At 60.3% G+C, this 5,939-nt stretch carries 6 protein-coding genes and 2 pseudogenes; 2 read left to right on the top strand and 6 right to left on the bottom strand.

The genetic code is table 11. From position 1 onward, the window contains the following. On the top strand, positions 1 to 248 hold a 248-nt coding region (locus tag AC1DKD_RS40220), incomplete at its 5' end, for a group II intron maturase-specific domain-containing protein (RefSeq protein WP_477144647.1). Between the two features lie 311 nt (positions 249 to 559). Here AC1DKD_RS40220 and AC1DKD_RS40215 read toward each other — a convergent pair. The 4 genes and pseudogenes from AC1DKD_RS40215 to AC1DKD_RS40200 form a co-directional block, all read right to left on the bottom strand. Next, complete coding sequence (locus AC1DKD_RS40215) at positions 560 to 1,279, bottom strand: hypothetical protein (protein WP_459572972.1); 720 nt, start codon at positions 1,277 to 1,279, stop codon at positions 560 to 562. 17 nt (positions 1,280 to 1,296) lie between these two features. Further along, the gene (locus tag AC1DKD_RS40210; RefSeq protein ID WP_459572969.1) at positions 1,297 to 2,445 is read right to left on the bottom strand and encodes an MFS transporter; all 1,149 of its coding nucleotides are present in this window, start codon (positions 2,443 to 2,445) and stop codon (positions 1,297 to 1,299) included. Positions 2,446 to 2,585: 140 nt separating this feature from the next. Continuing rightward, positions 2,586 to 3,187: pseudogene (locus AC1DKD_RS40205) on the bottom strand (SDR family oxidoreductase). Positions 3,188 to 3,333: 146 nt separating this feature from the next. After that, entirely contained in the window at positions 3,334 to 3,948 is a 615-nt protein-coding gene (locus tag AC1DKD_RS40200; protein WP_477144646.1) for a response regulator transcription factor, read from the bottom strand. A 177-nt stretch (positions 3,949 to 4,125) separates the two neighbouring features. Here AC1DKD_RS40200 and AC1DKD_RS40195 point away from each other — a divergent pair, with 177 nt between their 5' ends. Beyond that, positions 4,126 to 5,076, top strand: a complete 951-nt coding sequence (locus AC1DKD_RS40195; RefSeq protein ID WP_477144645.1) for a GlxA family transcriptional regulator — start codon at positions 4,126 to 4,128, stop codon at positions 5,074 to 5,076. 58 nt (positions 5,077 to 5,134) lie between these two features. Here AC1DKD_RS40195 and AC1DKD_RS40190 read toward each other — a convergent pair. Together AC1DKD_RS40190 and AC1DKD_RS40185 are read right to left on the bottom strand one after the other, a co-directional pair. Continuing rightward, positions 5,135 to 5,260 (bottom strand): annotated as a pseudogene (locus AC1DKD_RS40190) (hypothetical protein); the annotation flags it as partial. A gap of 251 nt (positions 5,261 to 5,511) precedes the next feature. After that, a partial coding sequence (locus AC1DKD_RS40185; RefSeq protein WP_477144644.1) for a molybdopterin cofactor-binding domain-containing protein occupies positions 5,512 to 5,939 on the bottom strand: 428 nt, incomplete at its 5' end.

Genomic DNA, 5,939 nt, shown 5'->3' with positions numbered 1-5,939 from the left:
TTGTCGAATTGATCAACCCGGTGCTACGTGGCTGGGTGAACTACTTCGCTGTTGGACATTCCAGTGAGTGCTTCAGCTTCGTGAAAGACTGGGTGGAAAAGAAGATCAGGCGCCACATGCAGCGATCCCGGCAGCAACAGGGCTTCGGCTGGGAGACGTGGAGTAAGCGGTGGTTGTATGGCGAACTGAAGCTGTTCAATGGCTATAAGGTTCGCTACAAAACGCAAATGAAAGCGTCCCCAGCATGATAGGTCCCATAAGCGTTGACATGAAGCAGGCAGGAGAGCGTAGTGCCGGAAAACGGCCCGCTGCGTTCGATGAGGCGGGAGCTGGAAACGTGGCCACGGCAGCCGGACTGAGGCCCACTGCGAAAGCAGTGGAACTGCCACCGGAGCCTAACGTGCGCGCGCCAGTTCTCGACCCTACAAGATTAGAGAAGCCGCAGGCTAGGAAAAATGAGTCGATTGAGCGCAATGGAGAGCGTGTTGGCGTGCATTCTGGGGGCAAAGATATGGCTAGAATGCCGCGACATACTTCCTCGCGCTGCGTAACTCCTTCTTCAGCTAAGGGTAATGTTGTTGACATCAATCGAGACGACCAGCGGCTCCGGGATCGCTTGACCGTCGGGCAGGCGCGGATAGATACGACGTCTTGTCGGGAAGCGGATGCCTGAAACCGTGATGTAGTCGCCGACGTAATGCGCTCCGGCTGTATTGCCGGCGATCTCCACGTCATAGTCGAGGCGGCGTACTAGATTGTCGGAATCAACGTAGATTGCCTGTGCATTGCTGAAGACCTCTAGCGAATCTGGGTAGCGCACCTCGATCTTGCGCCACGTTTCGCCGCGCTCTGTCCATGTCCCAGCGTCCTCGCACACTACACCGTCCCATGCGAGCAAGAATGGTGTATTCAGGTAGGTCCACATCGCACAGCCAGCGAAGAAGGCTAGCTGCAGGGGATCCCAAGGGGTTTCCAGCTTGTGTCCTTCGAACGAGGTGCGGGGCTGCATACGCTCTTGCAGAACTTGGTTAGCCGCATCTAGTAGAGCGATTCGGCGTCCCATAAAGTCACTCCTGCTCGCGAGCGTTCCGAACGGTTCGTGTGATGCCCATTGCCTGTCGGTACTTACTGTGACCGTAGTCGTGTCGAGTACACCGGGTTGGGATTTGATAGCCCATAGTGCCCCACCTTGGCTCAAGTCGGCCTGGACCTTTGTAAATTTCCGCCATTGGGTGATGCCCCCGTGGGCGTCGATGATGGCTTTCGCGATGCTGTTCATAGAATGGACCTTTTTCATTACCTAGCCTGTGCCACATGGCGATTGAGAATAAGGGCGACCATCTCACACGCGCCGGCGAATAGGCCAATGCCCCAGATTGCCTCAGTCGCCAGAATCGCCGCACCTATCGCGCTGCCAATGGAAAAGCCGAAGTACATGGTCGACGTGTTTAAGGCCAGCGAGAGCGGTGCCTGGGACGGGCTGCCGGCTGCCATCAGGCGCGACATCTGTGCCGGGAAGAACGCCCAGACGGCGAAGCCCCATACCGCGATCGCCGCCAGGACTGGTAACAGCGCCGGGCCCGCCGAATGCGTGGAGGCCGACAAGGCGAGCGCCCAGAATGAAAGTGCCAGGGCGAAAAGCGAGTAGCGCGCCACCCGGCTCGAGCCAAACTTGTCCGTCAGCGTCCCTCCCGCCGTAACACCCACTGCCGCCGCCAGGCCCCACATCGAAACAGTCGCATTGATGCCAACTGCGTCGAATTCAAGCACGCGAGAGAGGTAGGCTGCGATATAGGGATATGCAGCATAGGCACCAATGGACCAGAATAGGCTCACCGAAAGCAATCGGACGACGGCAGGCTGACGGGCGATTGAGAGCCGTTGCGATAGCGTTGCCACAGGAATGCCAGCACCGGCATCCCGGGCGACGCCGACGAGAATCCCTGCAATCGCCGTCAGGCTCATCGCGCCGACCGCCAGAAAGGTGGCACGCCAGCCGAAGGCATGTCCCACTACGCCGCCAAGAGGCAAGCCCAGCGCGATCGCCAGTGTCATACCCCCGCTCACAATGGCCAACGCCCGGCCTCGCTTGCTAGCAGATACGATCGCACCGGCAAGGGCGTTGGCGTTGGGCACATATAGACCAGAAGCAACGGCCATCATCACGCGTGCGGTCATCAGCAGCCCGAAGCTGGGCGACCAGGCGGCCAGCAGGTTTCCTCCGCCAAAGATGGTCATGGCGAACAGCAGTACGCTGCGACGCCGTAATCGCGCCGTCATGACCGTCGCGACAGGTGAACTCACGGCCATGGTCAGTGTGAATACCACGACGAGCAGTGCGATATGTGGCACGGTCATCCCGAAATCGGCTGCCATCGTAGATAGCAGAGGCGCAATCATGAATCCCTCGGTGCCAATCGCAAACGTGCCGAGCGCCAGAAACAAGGCGGGTACAAGCGAGTCGTTGCGTTCGGGGGCGGGTACCGCGGAGGCCGCGGGTGCCGTTACCGCACGGCTATTGTGTGACACAGATCTTCTCCTGCGCGTGGTCACTGGCACTCCGGGCCGGGGCGCCAGGCTTCTCGTTAAACCGGGATGGGGTTATCGGCGATGTACTGGTTGAAGTCGTGAACCAACTGATGCTCGCCGAGTCCCGGGTTATCGCGCATGGCGCGAATGGACTCGACAAACACCTCATGCTCTTCGGTCCCGAGGCCGCGCATGGTTTCTTCGATAAACGCGTCCAGGGGCATGGCACGCGGATCGCCGCTCTTCTTGACGAGGTCGGTGTCGACCCAAGGCGGTGCGATCTCCTGGACTGTCACGTTGGTCGCGCGGAGCATGAAGCGCTGCGACAGGGCATAAGAGTGCAGCGCCGCTTTCGATGCGGAATAGACTGCATTAGTGGCGATCGGGACATACGCCAGCACCGACGTGTTGTAGATAATCGTCGAGCGGGATAGTCCGAGATCAAGTCCTTCGCCACACGCGCGATGTCGGCAGCGTCGGAAATATCGAGTTCGACGCCATCGATGCCGGGATACTCCGCGGAGATCTGCCGCAGAAGTGCTTTGCGGCGTCCAGCAATGATGACCTTGTTTCCCAAGGCATGGAAGGCCTTCGCCAACTCCAGGCCAATGCCCGACGTCCCGCCCGTAATAAAGATGGTGTTCCCGGTGAGTTGCATTACCACATCCTTTCGTTAGAAGAGAAAGCGCTTGCCTCAGTGCTTCAGACAGCAGCGCCACTTGCCCTCTAATGTGGTGGAAACCCATGCGGTTTCACATGTCATTAATCCGTCGATTCGGGACAAAATGATCGGGGAGRCGATCATCACTGTCCGGTGTGAGRCCGATTAGGTSGGCTTTGCGCACAATGTCGGCTAGGCATCGCCGCAGCGCGGTGTACCTTGACGGTGATATCGCCGATGCCAAGTTCGGCTGCWATCTGCTTGTTCWTCGCACCRCGGAMTACATGAACTAGCRCTTCGCGCTCCCTGTGCGTGAGCGATTGGTAGGCATTGAGCCATTCAGTGCGCAAGCGCTCTGCACGCAGCCGAACTCCATCCTCGGCGATCGCAGCTGTAACCGACTCGATCACCTGATGATCGGAAAGCGGCTTGAGCAGAAAGTCCGAGGCACCTGCTTTCATGGCGCGCAGGCAACTGCCGATGTCGGGGAAGCCCGTCATGAAGATGAAGGGCATGCGATGGACCTCGGTGGCCTTTTGCTGAAAGTAGAGTCCGCTTTCACCTTGCAGGCGGACGTCGAGCAGCAAGCAGCTCGGTCGGTCSGGCTTCTCGGACGCGTTARAGGTGGCTGTGYSCTCGAMGGTACRCGCGGCAAAGCCGGCGGAGCGGAGGAGGCTGSACAAAGATGTGCGGATTGCRTCTTCGTCGTCGACRATGYAGACGAGTGGCCGCTCGTCGCATGTGCGATTGCTGGGCATGCTTGTTCGGTTGCCGGTTCCGGGGCGGAGCCCCAYGCCTGCGGGGGCGCCGCGAAGGCATGGCAAGGATAGGGTTGGACGTGTCTCCGCGGACAGACGAAWTCGCGGAGATTCCGGACATCTTCRGGCTGCGYGGCGCTCGACTCAGGCAGTCGACTTCGTAACACGAGAGAAGYAATGCGGCAAATCGGCTTGATTCTAGAAAATGGATTCCAGGTCATCGGTCTCTCGGCGCTATCCGCGTTYGAACTGGCCAATGTGGAGCTCGGCGAAGAGGGCTACCGCATGACGATCCTCTCCCAATACGGCGGTATCGTTCACTCGACGATTGGCTTGGGGATCGTGACCACCAAGTTGGACGCGATGCCCGATACGTTGATGGTTGCGGGGGTTCGTGTCCCCGGCCCCCTGGATCCCGGGCTGAAGTCCTACATCAGCCGCGCGGCCAGCGAGGCACGACGTGTCGCGGGCATCTGCACGGGCGCGTTCGCGCTTGCCGAGGCCGGCGTGCTGGACGGAAAGACTGCTACCACCCACTGGCTGCATGCCAGACGATTGCAGGAAACCTTTCCTCAGGTTCGTGTCGACGAGGATCGGATTTTTGTGCAGGACGGAAACATTTGGACCTCGGCCGGCATGTCTGCGGCGATGGACCTCGCCCTGGCGCTCATCGAGCACGACCACGGCGCGGCGCTGGCACGTAACGTGGCCCGACGCCTGGTCGTCTATTACCGCCGCCCCGGTGGGCAATCCCAGTTTTCGGCATTRCTGGAACTCGAGCCGCGCAGCGATCGYGTCAAACGCGCGCTGATCTACGCGAAGGAAAATCTGCGCAATGCGCTGACGGTGGAGGAGCTAGCGGATGCCGCGCGCCTGTCGCCGCGGCAGTTCAGCCGTGTCTTCCGCGAGGAGACCGGGCAGTCCCCGGCTAAGGCCGTCGAGATGCTCCGGCTGGAAGCGGCCAGAACCATGCTCGAGTCAGGTCGTCACCCGATGGAAACCGTGGCGCGGGACACAGGGTCTGCGGACCGCGATCGTATGCGCCGGGCCTTTGTACGCGCCTACGGCGTGTCGCCAAGCAGCATCCGGCGAAAGGACGCACTAGTAGAGCTGGAAGCGACGGAATGAACTGACGGCCGGGGACCGATGCGACAAGTTTCGAGCATGTCTGACCCAGCGACGCTAGGATGCGCAGCTTCGCACTCACCGGCTTGCGAAATGACGTGCATCTCGGCTTGAATACGGCCTCACCCCTACGGATACCGACACCAGACAAGCCGCATAGGGAATCCTGGCGCGCGGTAGTCAGTACCCACGAGCGGTCGGTGCCTCACTCTCGAAGTGCATTATAAGTAGCTTATGGGGCTCAATACTCATGCTGGTATCGATTCGAGATTGCTAATTGCCGGTTACAGATCCATCGTCATCGAGGATGCCAAAGCCCTTTGAGGGAACACTATCAGGTGCGGGGGGCGTCATACAGGGCGGACAGTAACCGAACGGTTGCTGCTATCGATCAATTGTGGGGCAGAGAGGACGTGATGCCTCTCTGCATCTGAACGATCAGACGACGAAGGGCATCTGCCGCTGGCGCTTGCCCGTCAGCCGGAACAGTGCATTGGCGACCGCCGGGGCGATCGGCGGCACGCCAGGCTCGCCCAGTCCCGACGGTGCGTCTTCGGACGGCACAAAAAACACGTCGATGCGCGGTGCATCCGGCATCCGCGGTGGCGGATAGTCCGGAAAATTGCTGTTCCGAACCACTCCGTTCTCCATCTCGATGGCGAAGCCGGGCCGAATCATCGACAAGCCGAAGATGCATGCGCCCTGGACCTGGGCTTCCAGCGGATTGACGACGCGATTGCAGTGGACACCGGCCGTGACGTTGTGCACGCGCGCCTCACCCTTGGCGACGGACACTTCGACGACATACGCAACCACCGTCCCGAACGACTCGTGTACGGCCACGCCCCACGCATGCCCCCTCGGCA

This window comes from Cupriavidus sp. 05T313, from assembly GCF_056396665.1.
This window is presented reverse-complemented; position numbering and strand designations above follow the sequence as displayed.

Bases quoted from the DNA above. Each gene is read 5' to 3' on its own strand.
- AC1DKD_RS40215 (WP_459572972.1), bottom strand. From the start codon at position 1,279: ATGAACAGCATCGCGAAAGCCATCATCGACGCCCACGGGGGCATCACC.